At 38.7% G+C, this 16,920-nt stretch carries 18 protein-coding genes and 1 riboswitch; of the genes, 6 read left to right on the top strand and 12 right to left on the bottom strand.

Annotation, left to right across the window (positions count from 1 at the left end; genetic code table 11):
• The first annotated feature begins 80 nt into the window (after positions 1–80).
• A complete protein-coding gene (locus NST02_RS06480; RefSeq protein WP_095311348.1) occupies positions 81–581 on the top strand; it encodes a phosphatidylglycerophosphatase A family protein in 501 nt (166 codons plus the stop codon).
• Between the two features lie 245 nt (positions 582–826).
• On the opposite strand, the gene NST02_RS06475 is transcribed toward NST02_RS06480, so the two are convergent.
• From NST02_RS06475 to NST02_RS06465, 3 genes are all read right to left on the bottom strand, one after another.
• Entirely contained in the window at positions 827–1,594 is a 768-nt protein-coding gene (locus NST02_RS06475; protein WP_212933614.1) for a TIGR01457 family HAD-type hydrolase, read from the bottom strand.
• A 93-nt stretch (positions 1,595–1,687) separates the two neighbouring features.
• Positions 1,688–2,125, bottom strand: coding sequence for a DUF86 domain-containing protein (locus NST02_RS06470; protein ID WP_137743677.1), 438 nt, complete (start codon positions 2,123–2,125; stop codon positions 1,688–1,690).
• Positions 2,126–2,155: 30 nt separating this feature from the next.
• The gene (locus NST02_RS06465; protein WP_137743676.1) at positions 2,156–3,457 is read right to left on the bottom strand and encodes an EAL domain-containing protein; all 1,302 of its coding nucleotides are present in this window, start codon (positions 3,455–3,457) and stop codon (positions 2,156–2,158) included.
• Between the two features lie 269 nt (positions 3,458–3,726).
• On the opposite strand from NST02_RS06465, the gene glpX reads away from it, so the two are divergent.
• The 3 genes from glpX (at position 3,727) to NST02_RS06450 (ending at position 5,385) form a co-directional block, all read left to right on the top strand.
• On the top strand, positions 3,727–4,698 hold the full coding sequence (gene glpX / locus NST02_RS06460) for a class II fructose-bisphosphatase (RefSeq protein ID WP_340948493.1): 972 nt from the start codon (positions 3,727–3,729) through the stop codon (positions 4,696–4,698).
• Positions 4,699–4,722: 24 nt separating this feature from the next.
• Positions 4,723–4,989: a DUF3055 domain-containing protein gene (locus tag NST02_RS06455; RefSeq protein ID WP_137743674.1), complete on the top strand. Its 267-nt coding sequence runs from the start codon at positions 4,723–4,725 to the stop codon at positions 4,987–4,989.
• Between the two features lie 135 nt (positions 4,990–5,124).
• On the top strand, positions 5,125–5,385 hold the full coding sequence (locus NST02_RS06450; RefSeq protein WP_137743673.1) for a hypothetical protein: 261 nt from the start codon (positions 5,125–5,127) through the stop codon (positions 5,383–5,385).
• A gap of 38 nt (positions 5,386–5,423) precedes the next feature.
• Here NST02_RS06450 and NST02_RS06445 read toward each other — a convergent pair whose 3' ends face one another.
• Positions 5,424–5,699 carry a YutD family protein gene (locus tag NST02_RS06445; RefSeq protein WP_137743672.1) on the bottom strand — a complete coding sequence of 92 codons (276 nt, stop codon included), beginning with the start codon at positions 5,697–5,699 and terminating at the stop codon, positions 5,424–5,426.
• Positions 5,700–5,843: 144 nt separating this feature from the next.
• Here NST02_RS06445 and NST02_RS06440 point away from each other — a divergent pair, with 144 nt between their 5' ends.
• Positions 5,844–6,407, top strand: coding sequence for a YhcN/YlaJ family sporulation lipoprotein (locus NST02_RS06440; protein ID WP_244988908.1), 564 nt, complete (start codon positions 5,844–5,846; stop codon positions 6,405–6,407).
• Positions 6,408–6,610: 203 nt separating this feature from the next.
• On the opposite strand, the gene lipA is transcribed toward NST02_RS06440, so the two are convergent.
• Positions 6,611–7,528 (bottom strand): lipoyl synthase, encoded by a 918-nt coding sequence (lipA, locus tag NST02_RS06435; RefSeq protein ID WP_340948490.1) that lies wholly within the window; start codon positions 7,526–7,528, stop codon positions 6,611–6,613.
• Between the two features lie 248 nt (positions 7,529–7,776).
• On the opposite strand from lipA, the gene NST02_RS06430 reads away from it, so the two are divergent.
• Positions 7,777–8,766 (top strand): M23 family metallopeptidase, encoded by a 990-nt coding sequence (locus NST02_RS06430; protein ID WP_280526667.1) that lies wholly within the window; start codon positions 7,777–7,779, stop codon positions 8,764–8,766.
• A 90-nt stretch (positions 8,767–8,856) separates the two neighbouring features.
• Here the strand turns inward: NST02_RS06430 and NST02_RS06425 are convergent, their stop codons facing one another.
• The 7 genes from NST02_RS06425 to NST02_RS06395 form a co-directional block, all read right to left on the bottom strand.
• Positions 8,857–8,964, bottom strand: coding sequence for a methionine/alanine import family NSS transporter small subunit (locus NST02_RS06425; RefSeq protein WP_095311369.1), 108 nt, complete (start codon positions 8,962–8,964; stop codon positions 8,857–8,859).
• A complete protein-coding gene (locus NST02_RS06420; RefSeq protein WP_095311370.1) occupies positions 8,964–10,472 on the bottom strand; it encodes a sodium-dependent transporter in 1,509 nt (502 codons plus the stop codon). Before NST02_RS06420 ends, NST02_RS06425 begins: the two co-directional genes overlap by 1 nt.
• A gap of 331 nt (positions 10,473–10,803) precedes the next feature.
• Positions 10,804–12,369, bottom strand: coding sequence for a Na+/H+ antiporter NhaC family protein (locus NST02_RS06415; RefSeq protein ID WP_340948489.1), 1,566 nt, complete (start codon positions 12,367–12,369; stop codon positions 10,804–10,806).
• A 163-nt stretch (positions 12,370–12,532) separates the two neighbouring features.
• A riboswitch (Lysine riboswitch) is annotated at positions 12,533–12,710 on the bottom strand.
• Positions 12,711–12,758: 48 nt separating this feature from the next.
• Entirely contained in the window at positions 12,759–13,505 is a 747-nt protein-coding gene (gene yunB / locus NST02_RS06410) for a sporulation protein YunB (protein ID WP_095311374.1), read from the bottom strand.
• 52 nt (positions 13,506–13,557) lie between these two features.
• Complete coding sequence (locus tag NST02_RS06405) at positions 13,558–14,664, bottom strand: HD-GYP domain-containing protein (protein WP_212933617.1); 1,107 nt, start codon at positions 14,662–14,664, stop codon at positions 13,558–13,560.
• A gap of 244 nt (positions 14,665–14,908) precedes the next feature.
• Positions 14,909–15,211 (bottom strand): YunC family protein, encoded by a 303-nt coding sequence (locus tag NST02_RS06400; protein WP_340948487.1) that lies wholly within the window; start codon positions 15,209–15,211, stop codon positions 14,909–14,911.
• 385 nt (positions 15,212–15,596) lie between these two features.
• Entirely contained in the window at positions 15,597–16,442 is an 846-nt protein-coding gene (locus NST02_RS06395; protein ID WP_340948486.1) for a DUF72 domain-containing protein, read from the bottom strand.
• Between the last annotated feature and the right edge of the window lie 478 nt (positions 16,443–16,920).

Below are 16,920 nucleotides of genomic sequence, written 5' to 3'. Positions count from 1 at the left end.
TTGAAAAGCAACTGCACGCGCCTTGCACATCGAACATTCGAGTACTAAACCGCATAATATTTTTAAAAAGGGTGAATCAAATGTCTGAAGAGAAAAATGTTGATATTGTTGAAAAAACGGCAAGAAGGTGGTTACTAGAAAGAGGAGTAAAAATTCAGGACATCGCGGATCTCGTTTTTTACCTCCAAGAAAAATATCACCCTAATTTGCAAATGGAGGATTGCATTGAAAATGTAGAAAGGGTACTCTCAAAAAGAGAGGTCCAAAATGCAATCATAACTGGAATCCAGCTAGATATGTTAGCAGATAAAGGTTTATTAGAAGAACCTCTTCAGTCCATACTTGCAACAGATGAAAGCCTTTATGGTGTCGATGAAATTTTGGCTTTTTCGATTGTGAATGTGTACGGTTCAATTGGTTTTACTAATTACGGCTTCATTGACAAAATGAAACCTGGCATACTAGGTAAACTCAATGATAAATCTACAGGAAAATGCCATACTTTCCTCGATGATATCGTTGGAGCTATTGCAGCCGCTGCCTCAAGTCGTTTGGCCCATCGTGCTGCCAATACAGAATAAGCGCATAGAAAAAGGCGGGGACTGCCCGCCTTTTTGGTTTTCGCTGATATATTTCGATTTTCGCCGATATATTGGATTTTCCGCTGATATATTTCGATTTTCGCCGATATATTTCGATTTTCGCCGATATATTGGATTTTCCGCCGATATATTTCAATTTCAGCTGATATATTTCGATTTTTCGCCGGGATATTTTAGTTATCCCGTTATTTCAAAATGAACTTCAAGATTGGATAACACTCTTCTTATTTAAAATCCCATTCTGCGAGAGAATCAACAATATAAGTAGGCTTTACTTTAATAGAAGGAAGATGTTCCTTTTTCGTTACCCCTGTATGAACTAATAATGTATCCATTTCAGCATTTATTCCAGCTAATATGTCGGTATCGTAGTTGTCTCCTACCATAATCGTCTCCTCTTTAGTAGTACCAAGGACAGCAAGTGCCTGCTCCATTATGATCGATTCAGGCTTCCCAATGAAAATTGGTCGTGTTTGTGTCGATACAGCGATAACTGAGGTAAGCGAGCCATTGCCAGGAAGCAGACCTCTTTCTGTCGGGATTGCAATATCACCGTTTGTCGATATGAATGTAGCACCATTTCGAACGGCCAAGCAAGCGACAGCCAACTTTTCATAGCTAATCTCACGATCAATTCCCACTACGACAACATCAGCATTTTCTTCAGCTAAACGAAACCCTTTTTCAGCAATCGCAGTCCGAATCCCTTCTTCACCAATCACATATATGGATGCATCCTTATTAAGATCATAAATATAATTAGCCGTAGCTTGACTGGTTGTAAAAACTTGCTCATCCTCCGTCGGAATGGAAAACGCCCTCAGCTTTTCAGCGACTTGGGCAGGCGTTCGAGAAGAATTATTCGTGACAAACAAGTATGGGATATTTAAATTTCTGAGCTGCTTCACAAACTCAGCAGCTTCATGAATTAGCTCCGTTCCTTTATACATCGTTCCGTCTAAATCGATTAAATAGCCGTTATATTTTCTCAACTTATTTCACCTCTAAGAAGTATTCTTTTCATTGTCCCATCCGATTCTAAAAAACGCAAAAACGCTCCTGCTAGAGCGCCTCTATCATCCGCCTTAATTTCGAAATGCCGAAACTGGCCCAAGTTCATTGAGCAAATACTGCTGTACATGTAAACTGAATTTTTTCAAAATCTCTAGCTCGTGCTGAAATTCCCTTTGAAGGTCTTCATGGACAATCTCTGTATAATTTTGTACGAGCATTTTACGATATGAAATAATCGCTTTTAACCCTTTGCTCATTTCAACTGAGATGACTTTTTCATCCTCTAATATATCAATAATATCGTCATAACTCCCTGGATCCCGCATAATAAAACCATCAATCATTGCATTTCCAACGTCCAATATCCCTTCAATAATTGTATGGCACAATCGTTCAAGGGCTGCTTTTTCAACGGCAGTCTTCCATTCTCTCTTTTCTTCAAAAAGCAATAATTGTTGATCAACAAATGCCAATATGCTTTCGATTTTTTCTCGGTCGACAAAATACATCTGTTTCAATCCTTTCATCAATAAGCAAAATTAACTCGATGCTAAGCTCTTTTGTAGGGATTCTGGCCTTGCAAAGAAATAGCCTTGAGCAAGGTCAACATTATTACGTGATAATACCGACGCCTCTTCTGCGTTTTCAATTCCTTCTGCCACAACAAGGGAACCTGTTTCTTTCGCTACTAATAACAATCCCTTTAGCATTGATTCCTTGACTGGATTCTTATCAATATCTTGAATAACAGAGCGATCAATTTTGATAATATCTGGCATGATCGCACTTATTGTATTCAAACTGGCATAGCCTGAACCCGTATCATCTACTGCGATTTGAAAACCGATGCACCGCAATGCCTTAATGTTGTCTAATAACAATTCAATTCCTTCAATTGAATCACGTTCGGTTATCTCTATCGTAAATTGACTCGGAGGTATATTTTTATAACGCTCCAGCAATTTATTCAAGTCGCGAATAAAAGTTTTATTGCCCAAGGAAAGTGGAGTGAAATTAACAAAAATAGCATGTTTACACGCTGTTTTTTGGATTTGTTCAAATGTTTTTTCGAGTACGATCATTTCTAAGTCATATAAATAGTCAGTCTGTCTAGCTACCGAAAACAAGGTCAGCGGGCTTTCATAAGCAGTATCCCTTGGTCCACGCGTTAACATTTCCCATGCTCTCACAACCTTTGACTCTACATCTATAATGGGCTGCGCCAAAAGCCTGATTTCTTTTTTAGAGACAATTTTTCGGATCATATATAACATTTCATTAAACTCGGAGTCGATTCGTTTCTCAGCCATTGCTAATGCCTGCTGATGAGCCTTGTAAATCGCTTCCTGAATCGAATAGTGTTTCTTTTCAATAAACATGTAACCAGATTCAAATTCTGGTTGTGCGCAAGGAAATGAAAGAGACAGCTTCTGCTTAACTTCCTTTATCACTTTACTCAATGCTGCGTCAATTTCAAAAACACAGCCCCAATTCTGGTCAACTTTTAAAAACAGTGTAAATCCATCACTATAGTGATCGTGGAGGACTAACACATCCTCATCACATAGCTCTAGTTGAACGACCGTACGAAAGGAGAGCTTCAACTCTTTTATGAAAGCTCGATAATAGTCTTCTCCTAGCAGACCATGCAACTCCTTTAAATTGTTGATGTTGAACACTAATATAGCAACTTCGCATCCTTGCTTAAAAGCCAATTTGACCCCTTCAACAACAGGATTTCTAACGATAAACTGTGGGGGAAAATAACGCAGTCTCTTAAATGGCAAAACAATTCTTGTCCACTTCAGTACATTTGTACCAATATCTTTAAGTTGAGCCAATGGGATCAGTCCTCTCAAGTGTTCACATCGATGCTAACGATATTGTAGCACAATTTTAGTATTGCGTATATTTCCCTTCTTTGTGAAAGTCTACTATTTTTACAAAACAAAAGCATTTAAAAGTTGTGAATCATTTGTCAAGAATAGCAATGTTGAATGGCCTTTTTTTTGTTAAGATAGAGAAGTGAAATAAAATCACAATATACGATTGTGGATAAAATGTGAAGTGCTGACATATTACTGGAAAAGAGTTGAATGGAGGAAAGGTTTTGGAACGTGAGCTAGCATTGGAAATTGTCCGAGTAACCGAAGCGGCAGCATTGGCATCTGCCGGCTGGATGGGGAGAGGAAAGAAAAACGAGGCCGACGAAGCAGCAACAAATGCCATGAGAAAAATGTTCGATTCTGTTAATATGGATGGAACCGTCGTCATTGGTGAAGGAGAATTGGACGAAGCTCCGATGCTCTATATTGGAGAACGACTAGGGACAATGACAGGGCCAAAGGTGGATATCGCGGTTGATCCGTTAGAAGGAACAAGTATTGTAGCAAAGGGTCATAATAACGCAATGGCTGTAATAGCGATTGCTGATAAAGGAACATTGCTCCATGCACCAGATATGTATATGGAAAAAATTGCAGTTGGCAAACAAGCGGCAGGGAAAATTAGCTTGCTTGATCCGATCGAAATAACGATTGATATAGTAGCAAAAGCAAATAACAAACGTGTTCAAGATCTCACTGTTATCATTCAAGAACGAGAACGCCATGAGCAATTGATCGAACGAATAAGAGCGAAAGGCTCTCGGGTCAAGCTTTTTGGTGACGGTGACGTTGGAGCTGCAATCGCCACGGCATTGCCACAAACCGGAGTCGATTTATTCGTCGGAATTGGCGGAGCACCTGAAGGAGTAATTTCCGCCGCTGCCCTAAAAGCACTCGGCGGAGATATGCAGGCACGATTAGTGCCTCATTCTCCTGAAGAAGAACTGAGATGCATAAAGATGGGTTTGCAAGAACCTCGACAATTATTATTATTACACGACTTAGTCTCAGGGGATGACGCAATCTTTGCAGCAACTGGAGTTTCTAATGGAGAGCTATTAAATGGAGTGCGTTTTCTTGGTGGCGATTTAGCTGAAACTGACTCTATTGTGATGCGCAGTAAAACAAAAACGGTTAGATACATTAAAACGCATCATCATCTTGAGAGTAAACCACACTTACTCATGTTTACTTAATAAGCGAAGCAAAGGAGGGGTATTATGTCAGAAAGATTTTACTTATATAACGATTTAGTCGATACAAAAACTCGGTTTGTAAGTTTTATGGGAGAAAACAATCGATTCGATTTAGCGATTATTCAATCTGATCGTCATTATGGAAAACAAATCGTCCTTGATATGCAGGGAAGCCGCTATGCTATCATCGGTCCAGATGACTTAAAAGAAGAAGGCTATTTAGAGTATGCATTCCAATTATCCGAGGAAGATGCGGAAGAATTAAGGCAGTTTTTATATGAAGTGATTTAACATTCATGGGGTTGTCAAAAAAGGCAGCCTCTTTTTTTCTTGGAACTCCCACATTACAACACTAAGAACAGCAAAAGTTACCTTTCCTTTTTACAAATAATTAGTTAATACTACGAGAAAGGAGAGTGATTTAAAGTGGCGCACAAGAGAAATGAACAATACCAGGATTTTTCCAATGTCGAGAAACAACGGGAAGTTATAAATGCGGAAGAGTTCCCTGAAGGGCCTTTCGGATCGCCGATTGCTCAGCAAAAACCAGTGCAAAATAAAGATGGTGACTGGCAAAAAGGGCAACGCTCTAACAGTGGTTTTACGTATGAAAATCGAACACTACATGAGGATACTCCACGACAAATGGAGGGTTCCCATCCTATCCACGATAAAAAGGATGAATAGAAAAAAGAGCGACCAGTGTGTCTTCACTGGTGCGCTCTTTACCCCTGTACTTTCCTTACAACAAAATAAGAACAGCCAAAGTTACAAAATTCATAAATATATTCCGTCAATGTGCTGATTTTTGTATCAAAAGTTGCTTTTTGATTTTTATCATCATAAAACCCTTTTAGGCGAAGTTGACCATAGCCCCAATCACCTACTATATAATCGTATTTACTTAAAATATCGCTATATCTGCCTTGAAAAGCCTCTTCGTTAAAACCTTCTCCTCTTTCCTCAATGATCTCGTAGCATATATTATTGATGCAGATCAAACCCATCACCTCTTTTTGACACACTATGTTCTCATTATATACTGTCTACCGCCTTTTTCACAATAAGGGTATAAATTTGAACTTGATTAATTTACTAAGTGAAAAATTTCTACATTTGTTCATACTACAAATGTGGAGGTGTAGATGATGAATAAACGTTCTCTTATCGTTAGTATCGGTTTCCTGCTTTTATTAGCTGCATGCAATAACGACTCAGCAGTGGAAGGGCTTTATAATGAAAGTGGAAATACGATTAATGTTAATGACCAGCGTGCAGATATTTATAATAAAAATGGAAAAAATGAACCGGAAGATTTCGGCTATGTTCGCCATCAAAAAGCACCGGTAACCGGGACAAATGTCGCAAATGATCACTATGCAGCGATGGATCGAGAAAAGACTGCTGATATCATAAGCAAGCTATGTACGGATATTCCTAATGTAGATGATGTCTCTACCCTTGTAACAGGAGAAGAAGTGATCATTGTTTATGCAACCGATTCTGATAATCGCAAGGAAAAAGCCGATCAAGTTAAAAAAACAGCAATGTCTGTCGTTCCACGTTGGTTTGACATTTTTGTCACCGATAATACTGCTTTAAGAAAAAATGTTGAAAGCTTTGCTACGATGGACTCTGATAGTCGAAAAGCCGAGTATGCCATTGATCAACTGATTAAAGAAATAAAGAAATCACCTCAAGGACAGTAGCAACAACAAAAAGCGTATGAAATACTTTTCAAACTATCTTAGATGAAGCACGATAATAGCAAACAATGGTCACAGCACTTCTAGTGGCTCGTCAGAGTGATCACGACTTGCCCTAAAATAAAAATTACCATGCAAAACCAACGAAATTGCTCGTTTCTTAAAACAATAAAAAGAGTTCAGCTTCAAAGCCGAACTCTTTTTATTTATGCTTCATTTGCTTGTTGCTCTGCAAGCATTTGCTTATGCTTCGCTGCTTCATTTACTTGCTCATCTGCATGGTATGATGAACGAACAAGTGGACCTGCTTCACAATGGCTAAATCCTTTACTTAAGGCAATTTCTTTTAGCTCTTGGAACTCATCTGGGTGATAATATTTGATTACTGGCAAATGCTTCTTTGTTGGCTGTAAATATTGTCCAATCGTCATGATATCGACGTCATTTGCACGTAGATCATCCATTGTTTCAATAATTTCTTCCTTCATTTCCCCTAAACCAATCATTAAGCTTGATTTTGTCGGGATGTCTGGATTCATTTCTTTTGCACGCTTTAAAAATTCTAAAGAACGCTCATACTTTGCTCTGGCACGAACTCTTGGGGTTAACCTTCTAACTGTTTCAATATTGTGGTTGAGGATATCTGGTTTTGCATTCATTAATGTTTCCAGATTTTCATACACTCCGCCCATATCCGATGGAAGGACTTCAATGCTGGTAAAAGGACTTTTTCTGCGTATCGCTCTGACAGTTTCAGCGAAAACAGCCGCTCCTCCATCCTTTAAATCATCACGTGCAACCGCAGTTACTACAACGTGCTTTAAATTCATAAGTGCAACAGAATCAGCGACTCTTTCTGGCTCTTGCCAATCGAGCTCTGTTGGCAGTCCCGTTTTTACAGCGCAGAACCGACAAGCTCTTGTACATGTATCACCTAAAATCATGAAAGTTGCTGTTCGTCTTACAGCCCAGCATTCATGAATATTAGGACATTTCGCTTCTTCACAAACTGTATGAAGGCTTTTTTCACGCATCATTTTTTTCAGACCTGTATAATTCTCGTTTGTGTTCAGCTTTATTTTTAACCACTCAGGTTTACGTAATTGCTCCTGCTTCTGACTCAATTTCTACACCATCCCTTTAATGATCAGTGTTTATATGTACCAAAATACTACTCATGTCACTTTATCATACTGAAAAGCATCAGACAAGAAAGTTGTTTTTATTGTCCTCTATTACCATTTATTGATATTTATTTATTCCAATCAATGTCACAAACTAAGTTATGTGAATCACTTAAAAGAAAGCGGCTTTGAAATTATTCCTAACTCCTTACTTATTTAGGATAGACCATTTTTAAAGGAGGATTCTTGTGCGCTATTTTCGATTAATTTTGCCCATATTCATATTTTTCCTGTTAATTAGCTTCAGCCCCGTTCAAGCAAAAGAGGAAGAGAATGTATATAATCAAAGAATGAATCTCTATAAAAGTGTAGAAGCAGTTACCAATATTCCGTGGTACTATATGGCTGCTGTCGATCAGTATGAGCGCAATATTCGCAACGCAAGGCGTGATCTCCCTGACACAGATGGAGTTATCGGTATTTATTTTAAACCTGAAGAGTGGGTCGGAATATTAAACCCAAACCTGGAGGATCAAAATCTTACCTCAATCAAATTTTTTAACGGAATGGGCTATGATGGAAACGGTGATGGGAAAGCTGATATGAACGATGATGAAGATGTCATCCATGCTTTTGCTCAATACCTTCTGACATACGGAGTTAATCATGACAATATAAAAATCGCATTATGGGATTACTATAAGCGGGATAAAACGGTCGGAATCATCATTGACAAGGCGAAAATTTATAAGCATTTTGGCAGAATTGATCTGGAAGGCCATGCCTTCCCCGTTCCTTTAAGAAGCAATCATAGCTATAAAAATACATGGGGAGATGCACGAGGCTGGGGCGGTCGAAGAATTCATGAAGGTACAGATATCTTTGCCGATTATGGGGTTCCAGTACGGGCGACATCCTACGGGATAATTGAAATGAAGGGATGGAACCGCTACGGAGGTTGGAGAGTAGGTATTCGTGACATTCATAATAACTATCATTATTTCGCTCACTTAAGCGGATTTACTAAAGACTTAAAGCTCGGACAAATTGTTGAACCTGGCATGCCAATTGGTGGTGTGGGCAGTTCTGGTTATGGCCCACCAGGAACATCAGGGAAATTTCCGCCTCACCTCCATTATGGAATGTATAAGGATAATGGCTATACAGAATGGTCGTTTGATCCATATCCACACTTAAGACTTTGGGAAAGACAAGAACGGCAAAAGGCTAGAAAATAACGATGATTTACATTTCGGTAGGAATGAACAGAAAAACCAAAAAACAGGCAAAAGGCTGCATAACCTTTTGCCCGTTCCTATTTAATCGATTTATTTAGCCTGTCTTGCTTTTTTCACGGCATGAAGTATACTTGCCCCTAAGCCTCCCCAAATAATGACCATACCGACAACCATCATGACAATTGAACTTACCGACATTATTTAGAGACCCCCTTTTGTTCAGGTACAGATTGCATATTTTTTTGCCACTTAAATGTTGAAAATACAATCCCTAATATCACTGCTGCAACTGCGACTCCCCATCCAGAATAGAGAAGGAAGCTAGTTGGATAACCTTCATAATTTTCTTTAATATTCGTAATAATATTTTGAACCATCATAAATCCTAGTACAATTGGTGTGATAATGCCTAAACTTATATTCCACCATGTACTAATGCGAATATCGGAAATGTTGTTTGCATGATCCCGGATATTCTTAAGTTCTTTTAAGAACCAAGCAACTACAATAACTTCAACAAGACCTGCAAGTGCAACACCAAACTGGTTAATAAAGTAATCAGCCGCATCTAAGAAGTTTAGTCCGCCTCTTGTCGCATAAAGTATGGAAATGAGCGCTGCTAATCCACCACCAATAGCCACCGACTTTATTCGAGATACTTTAAACTTATCTTCTACTCCCGCAACAAAAGTTTCAACGATTGAAATTAATGATGTTAATCCTGCAAGAGATAAACAAATAAAGAATAGAGAGCCAAAGAATCCATTTAATGCTGGAAATTCATTAATAATCTGCGGGAATACGACAAACGCCAATCCCACACCACCGGCGACCACTTCATCGATACTAACGCCTGCTTGAGTAGCCATAAATCCAAGAGCAGCAAATACCCCAATACCTGCTAGCAATTCAACACTTGAGTTGGCAAAACCGGTAATAAATGCGTTATTAGTTATATCTGTTTTCTTCGGAAGATAGCTAGAATACGTAATCATAATAGCAAAAGCAATAGATAAACTAAAGAAGATTTGTCCATATGCCGCTACCCATACCTGAGGATTGGCAATTTGACTCCAATTTGGCTTGAAAAAAGCTTCTAGCCCTACGGCAGCTCCTTCTAATGTAACCGAACGAATTACTACGATTAAAAATAATATAACAAGTGCTGGAATCATTACTTTGTTTGCTACTTCAATTCCTTTTTTGACTCCCTTAAATAAAATACCTAATGTAATGATCCAAACAAGTATTAATGGAATAAATACGCCTGGAACAATCCCTCCAACTGTCCCTGGATCACTATACTGTAAATATTCTCCAAACAAAAATCCTTCGGTGTCACTTCCCCACTTTAAATCAAAAGAAAATACAGTGAAAGAAAGCGCCCATGCAATAATAACCGAATAATATGTGGCAATCACAAATGAGATAGCGACCTGCCACCAGCCCAACCATTCAAACTTTTTATTCAAACGTGCAAATGTTAATGGGGCCGAACCGCGATATTTATGGCCCAGAGTAAATTCCATGATGAGTAGAGGAATCCCAGCTGTCAGTAAGGCAAACAAATACGGCAGGAAAAATGCCCCTCCTCCATTTTCATATGCAACTGCCGGGAATCGCCAAATATTCCCTAAGCCAACAGCAGAGCCAATTGCGGCTAAAACGAAACCTGCTCTTGTCCCCCATTGCGGACGATTTTCCATAGTCCTTTCTCCCTCCCATGACGAATCCATCCTTTTTCCTTAATTCAATGAAGAATGGAAACTTTTTATATTTTCAGACTATTCACTTTAACTAAAATTAGTATAGCTAGTTTTTTTCTATCTGTCAAAACATTATTTTAGAAAAAGTAATAATTCTTCTAATAAAGTATTTCTTTCTTTTGATTATTATCGTAAACAAACTGATTTCTCCAATAAATCTCTATTCTTCCATTCGTAAAGTTATGTTACGGAGCACGCAATTTTAAGCAGCCTTTCGAATCCAGCAAAAAGGAAGACGAATCCACTCATCTTCCCTTTCACTTCTTTCTATCTATTTCAACACTTCCTTGTTTTGATTGCCAAATAGAAAATAAAATACCCCTAAAAGAATCGCGACGACTACAAGTGCAACAAGTGTACTTCCTGTAAAGCCGATGAAAAGATATCCACATGCAGCTATAACTGCTGATATGATTGCATACGGCAACTGAGTTAACACATGATCCATATGATTTGAACCAGCTCCCGTAGATGACAGAATAGTCGTATCAGAAATAGGAGAACAATGATCTCCAAATACTGCACCAGCCAAAACGGCTGCCATTGCCGGCAATAAAAGTGTTACATCAGTAGAAACTGCAATTTCACCAGCTATTGGCAACAGAATCCCGAAGGAGCCCCATGATGTTCCAGTAGCAAATGCCATGATACCAGCAATAACATAAAGAATAACTGGTAGAAAGGCAGTGTTCATTTGCGAATTTTCAACAATTCCAGCTAAATATTTACCTGTTTCCAATTGGCCGACAAGATCAATAATCAACCACGCAAATAGAAGAATATAGACTGCTGGCAGCATTGACTTTATTCCTTCTACAACACCAATTGAAAAGGTACTTCCCGAGATTCCTTTTTTCACAGTCACTTGACGGATATACAAAAGCATCGTAACGGATAATCCAATTAGACCACCATATAATAGGGACGCAGCCACATCTGTGTTTTCAAATATGGCGAGAAGAGCTGCTTTTCCCTCCACTGCATTTGCTCCTGTCCAGAGCATAGCTCCTACTGTTCCAACAATTAATGCAATAATTGGCCATACAAGATCGCCAACCGTACCGTTAGTGCTAACTGGTAAATCTTCTTTCAACTCTCCAGGAATGGATTTTTCCGGATCATATAATTGTCCTGCTGTAATTGCTCTCTCTTCGTGAAGCTTCATCTGTCCCAAATTGATATTTCGAAACATCACAAGGAAAACTATTGCAAATGTAGCCCAAACGTATAAATTCATTGGAATCATTTGAATAAAAGCGGAGAATGCAGTGTATTCCGTAATCTGATGTGTAGCAAAAATAGATCCGATAATCGCAATAATATAAGCTCCCCAGCTTGAAATAGGCGAAACAACACAAACCGGTGCAGATGTCGAATCAATTAAATAAGCAAGTTTTGCCCTGGAGACCTTCTGACCATCTGTAATTGGTCTCGAGATTTGCCCTACAGCCAGAGCATTAAAATAATCATCAATGAAAATAATAATTCCTAAAACAACTCCAACTAGCTGAGCTCCAGTTCTTGTACGTACGCGCTTCATTGCCCATTCTCCAAAAGCACGGCTTCCACCAGAAATAGATATGAATGCCGTAATCATTCCAAGAATAAGCAGGAAAAAAATAATATAGACGTTCCAAGTATTAAGAGCCCCATTATCAATAAATATTCCCTTTATGGCCTCAAGAATAATCAGCAAAGTTTCACCAATCTTAAATTCCGCCAGCAAAAATGCGGCAGCAACAATCCCTACCCCTAACGAGAGCAGTACCTTTCTTGTTAAAATAACCATTATTATTGCTACAATTGGGGGTAATAATGAAAAAAATGTGTTTGACATGTTTGTTCCTCCTCTGTTAAATGGAGGGAGCCTAAGATAATGTCATTTAGTACTTAATTCCAGCTCCGTGGAATTGACCCAGATGGTTCATCCTATAACAAAAAAAGAGTAATGATAGAAAAACTCTATCATTACTCTTTGCTGTAGTAATTCGTTTCTCCATCCGACCTGTAGCTCCCCATTATGGATATCCCATAATGACAGTGTTACCCTTATTCAAAGTAACCCCAGTAATAAAACGGTGACACGTCATATTACTTCGGCACAATCTCCTTTCACCTATGCTCAACGTTGTCATCCTCACATAGCCTACTCTTAAATTATGCACCTCTACCCCACCGAAATGATAAGGTTTATGAAATTATGTTTCTAATATAACATTCCATCCCTTACTCGTCTACTGGTAATTCTATGGAAGGAAGAGCACCTTGCCCACCATTATTATAATACAGCGGTACGTCTCCTTCTAAAATTCCTAACGCAATCGGAATCCGTTGTTCTAATGTTGCCACTTCGGTAGCAAACGGGATGATGACTTGAACATTAACCTTCAACCTTATAATCACTTCAATATAAACATTATTGATTCCGACTTCCTTAAATTCTGTTTCAATATTGGATTCCATATCACCAATTGCCGTAAATTGGATAGGGATTCGTGGACCCAAATTCCCTAACAGAGCATTATTTGTCGCTTGCCCTAATGGTACGTAGTAAACAATACCTTTGCCATTACTCGTTTCAACTTGTTCAAATTCAAATTCTGAAATCCTCTGCAGCTCTTCTAAATCTCCTTCCTCCGCTTTTTTAATATTATTCAAAATTAAGCGAGTCGTATCTCGTAACATCGAATAAATTTTCGCCGTATCAAAATTCGTAAGAGACGTCTCCGTGTCTTTTGTAATAACATCATTAATATCGACAACGGATCTTTCCAACAACGCTTCATTAATAATCAGTGAAGCAATCTGCCTTGTTTGCGATTCTGCATAAGACATAAGCGTTGGCTTCAATCCTTTATTAATGATCCACAGCCCCGCTACTGTTGAAATAGTAAAAAAAACAACCGTTAGAAGGAGCACATATTTGAACGGCAACGGACCTCTTCGGGGTAGCCGACCGCGAAACTTAGCCAAAAAAAATCCCCCCTTTACAAGCTATATGTATGCTGTAAAAAGAAGGACTATCTCAATTTGCTGAATCTTTTACATGAAATGTTGTATCACAGCCTGTAATGACTAACGAGAGCTCATCTTCCAGATTGATTTCATAAGGTGAAACGCTTCTTCCCTGTTCTTCAATGATTCTTATAATTGGACGATCACTAACATGGGCGTTCTGTTTCGCTACAACCCCTATGCGACCATCACTTAGTGTTACCGTTAGTCCGACTGGATAAATGGCAATAGAACGGCGAAATGCCTTCACGATTTCTTCATCAAAAAGGGTGCCAGCTCCAGCAAATAGAATCTCCAATCCATTATGTGGAAGCATCGCCCCTCGATAAATACGATCGGATGTAACGGCATCAAACACATCTGCCACTGCAATAATCTTAGCATAAAGATGAATTTCATCGGCTTTTATTCCACGGGGATAGCCGGAGCCATTTAGTCTTTCGTGGTGCTGATAAGCACAGTGGGCGACTAATAATGAGACGGTTTTAACATTGCGCAACATATCAAAGCCATCTTCGGCGTGCTTCTTAATTTGTTTAAATTCCTCCGCTGTTAACTTTCCTGGCTTAAACAAAACCTCTGTTGGTATTTTCATTTTTCCAACATCGTGTAAAATTGCTCCCAACCCAAGAACTTCAAGGTCTTTCGTTGATAAACCGAGCTCCTTCCCAATAGCTAAGGAATATAATGTTACATTAAAGGAGTGGGTAAAAATATAATCATCATAAGTGTAGACATCAGATAACAGTGACAATAGGTTTTCATCATTCTCAATTTGGGCATATAATTCACGAATAATACCTGTCAAGATTTGTGAAGCTTTTTCAATCACAACTGAACCAGGTAAAGTTTTTACTGCTCTTATTTGCTGAAATGTTTCTTGAATGGACGAAATCGCTTTTGTTTTTAACTCTCTTGGAATAACGTCTTTATAATCAATATCACCTGTCTGTGCATCTTTTACATAAATATATGGAATCCCGATATCTAATAACCGCTGGATCAGGCTTTCTTGCAACTGAACACCTTCGCTTAATAGAATCTGCCCTTTGTCATTATATATGGATCGCGCAAGGATGGCCCCAGGTTCCACAGACGTTGTTGCTACATATCTCATGTCAAACTCCATTTCTGGTACTTTTTTTGTTTGCCTTTATTCTACCATATCCTTTCATTTATAGTCGCTCATCAGACTATAGCACTGTTTTTTCACGTAATTTGTCAAAATGTGTGAGAAATGGTAAAAATCATCCTGCTCATGAACGGATGGTTTTTATCTGTTGACAATCGGATGCTAGTACTCTCTGCCAACCGCTGACATTTTGATATGGCGTCCTTAATCATGGGTTTTAAAAAAATCATTACACCATTTTTAATAATGCATCTTTTCCGATCATACCTTTGCGAATACCTAGTGCTTCCGCTTCATAAGTAACCGATTCAAGCGGGGCTTCTAGTAGCTGCTCGATCGTTTTCACTCCGACCGCACGACCAGCAATTACTTTCCTATCCTTAAGCTTTTCATTTAATAACGCAACGTCCAATGCACCGCACATAATATAGCCTTTATCACTCGTTACAACAAGCAAATTGGTTTTAGGTAGAACAACAGACACGCTTAAAAATGTATGATCTCCAATTTTAATCGGTGATAAATCAATCATTTTCAACGCTCCCTTCCTCTCTTTCATAATCTATGCAAGGAGTAGGAAAAGCGTGTAAAATATTAGGCTCCCGTTTTCTGTAAATCCTTGATAGATTAACGGGAAGCCGATTAAATTTAAGATGAATCTAAGAATATGTACAACCGTTTTGCTGGCCATTCAAATTCATAATGGTCCGAACCAACTATCAGGAATTAAAGAAGCGCATATTGCCAATTGATATGCCCACATATAATTAAAGAGAAATAGTCTGTATATGTACTAAAAAAACTAACAATGCTGGGACGATGCTCACTCCCTCCGCCGCCTAACCCGCCAAAAGAGCCGATCGTACCTGGTACTTGCCCTATTGATAATAAATCAATCGATAACTCCCAGAGTAATGTTAAAATAAATCTAACTGTCTTGGTGCAAGATTTTCATATTCAATTTTCATTAACTCAATCAACTCTTTGCCATTATCTGCAGCATCTCCCCCAGAGTTATTATTGAAAACAACATATACGTTTCGACATTCATTTTGCAGCATCTTTAAGCGATTAACCCATTCCCGCAATTCCTCTTCATTATAACGATACAGATAGCGAACCTCTCTCCAATTGACATCTGTTCGCTTCTGCCAGCCATGTATATTTCTACCATGAAATCTGACAAGTACCTTATCTTTTCTTGTCGTTTTTAAAACGATCGGTATTGAGCCCTCACCAGCTTGTGGTTCATCACAAATGCTATGGATCCATTGCTCTTGTTCCATGAATTGAAGTGTGCGCTCATAATAAGCCGGCCAAAACCAAGATTGATGTCTGAATTCTAACGCAGACGGAATATCACCCATTTCTTGCCTGCACCATCTCAAGTATTGCACGTTCTCTTTTTTACAGTCAAACCAAGGAGGAAATTGAAACAATACCATAGCAAGCTTGCCGGCCTCTATATAAGGAGTAAGAGAATCTTTAAAAGCTTGAAACATCTCCTTTTTACTGTTGAAAGGAATTTCCCCCCGCTGGTGCCCCGTCATTCCTTGATACGCCTTGACGATAAATTGAAAACTCGCCGGAGTCTCCTCCACCCATTTTTGAGCATTTTTTAGTGGCTGAACCGCATAAAAACTTGAATCTACTTCCACTGTTGGAAAATATGAAGCATAGATGGCCAATTTATTTTTCTTCGATGCTTCAAGCTCATAAAGGCTATCATGGTCTCCCCAGCCAGTTAGTCCAACATAGATCATTTTTCCACCTCCCTCCAAAAAATCGTATTATCAAAACTTTTATAAGAAATAGGTTATAAATGACCTAGTTAGAGGGCTTTGTAAACAAAAAAAATTGCCATCTTCTGAATTCTAAGGTTTGATGAGGTTACCACACGACACCAAAATCCCTAAAATAGGAAGTGACAAGTTGTACCCTCAAATTATAACCTATCTATTAACTTTTATAAACTATCAAGAACAAAGCATTCGAACATTGCTTACCCTTCTTGTGGGGAAGAGTATGTTCGATAAATCCGTAGAAACTCCCGTAAATAAACCTTTTCGAAAGCTTCAGGTAGACGAACTTCCCGTCATTGTCGTCCCCGAAAAACTTGACTTCTCGCGGAGCAAACCATTGAAACCAGTTCGAAGACATAGAAATACAAAAATAAGGGTCTCAAAATCCATGGTCTGCCCCAGTGTGGTGCTCCATCGGACTTTCTTTATGCCAATAATG

This window comes from Robertmurraya sp. FSL W8-0741 (assembly GCF_038004005.1).
GTDB lineage: Bacteria > Bacillota > Bacilli > Bacillales > Cytobacillaceae > Robertmurraya > Robertmurraya siralis.
Note: the sequence above shows the minus strand (reverse complement) of the source record. Positions and strands in the feature narration are given on the sequence as shown.

What these genes read in the sequence shown, in the direction of transcription:
- NST02_RS06480 (WP_095311348.1), top strand. Translation starts at nt 81, where the DNA reads ATGTCTGAAGAGAAAAATGTTGATATTGTTGAAAAAACGGCAAGAAGG.
- NST02_RS06470 (WP_137743677.1), bottom strand. Translation starts at nt 2,125, where the DNA reads ATGTATTTTGTCGACCGAGAAAAAATCGAAAGCATATTGGCATTTGTT.
- NST02_RS06455 (WP_137743674.1), top strand. Translation starts at nt 4,723, where the DNA reads ATGTCAGAAAGATTTTACTTATATAACGATTTAGTCGATACAAAAACT.
- NST02_RS06440 (WP_244988908.1), top strand. Translation starts at nt 5,844, where the DNA reads ATGATGAATAAACGTTCTCTTATCGTTAGTATCGGTTTCCTGCTTTTA.
- NST02_RS06425 (WP_095311369.1), bottom strand. Translation starts at nt 8,964, where the DNA reads ATGTCGGTAAGTTCAATTGTCATGATGGTTGTCGGTATGGTCATTATT.
- NST02_RS06420 (WP_095311370.1), bottom strand. Translation starts at nt 10,472, where the DNA reads ATGGAAAATCGTCCGCAATGGGGGACAAGAGCAGGTTTCGTTTTAGCC.
- NST02_RS06415 (WP_340948489.1), bottom strand. Translation starts at nt 12,369, where the DNA reads ATGTCAAACACATTTTTTTCATTATTACCCCCAATTGTAGCAATAATA.
- NST02_RS06405 (WP_212933617.1), bottom strand. Translation starts at nt 14,664, where the DNA reads ATGAGATATGTAGCAACAACGTCTGTGGAACCTGGGGCCATCCTTGCG.
- NST02_RS06400 (WP_340948487.1), bottom strand. Translation starts at nt 15,211, where the DNA reads ATGATTGATTTATCACCGATTAAAATTGGAGATCATACATTTTTAAGC.
- NST02_RS06395 (WP_340948486.1), bottom strand. Translation starts at nt 16,442, where the DNA reads ATGATCTATGTTGGACTAACTGGCTGGGGAGACCATGATAGCCTTTAT.